Here is a 595-nt window from a genome sequence, read left to right as displayed (position 1 = left end):
ATCAAAGAAAGAAAAAGCAACTGAAAAAGTTTGCAGAAGAAATCATTGAAAGTTCAGAAGATGGTTTAGTAAAAGCAGACCGCTTCTTTTCCATATGTAGAAAGTTAGGTTTGACCGATGCAGATAAAGAAGTAGTAGAAGAGTTTCTTAAATCAGCGGAGTTGAGTGATGATAAAGTCCGATCTATAATGCGTCATTTCTGTTTCCCTGCAGGAACTCAGATTTATGCGAATGGCAAACCATTTAAACCCATTGAGCAAATTGTAGAGGGAGATTATGTCGATACCAAAAATGATCAAGGAAAACGTGTTTTAGCCAAAGTAGTAGGCACTAAAGTACGTTTTGCAGATTCTTTGGTGATCCTTTACCATGGAAATAAAAAACTCCTTACATCTACTCCCAACCACCAAATATTCACACCAGCAGGCTTTAAAAAAGCAAGAGATTTTATTGAGGGAGATGAGGTAGAAGATGTAACAGGAAAGCTATTTTCTATTGATAGTATTGCTACTTATACCACTTCTGAGCGAGTTTACAACTTTGAGGTGGAAGGTTATCATAGTTATTATGCGGATGGTATTTATGTGCATAATGA

Annotated in this window: 1 protein-coding gene; it reads left to right on the top strand. The window is 36.3% G+C overall.

The window, feature by feature from the left end:
* Positions 1-595: Hint domain-containing protein (locus HHU12_RS34605; RefSeq protein WP_240971284.1), on the top strand; the 595-nt coding region annotated here is incomplete at both ends.

The organism is Flammeovirga aprica JL-4 (assembly GCF_012844305.1).
GTDB classification, from domain to species: Bacteria; Bacteroidota; Bacteroidia; order Cytophagales; family Flammeovirgaceae; genus Flammeovirga; species Flammeovirga aprica.
Note: the sequence above shows the minus strand (reverse complement) of the source record. Positions and strands in the feature narration are given on the sequence as shown.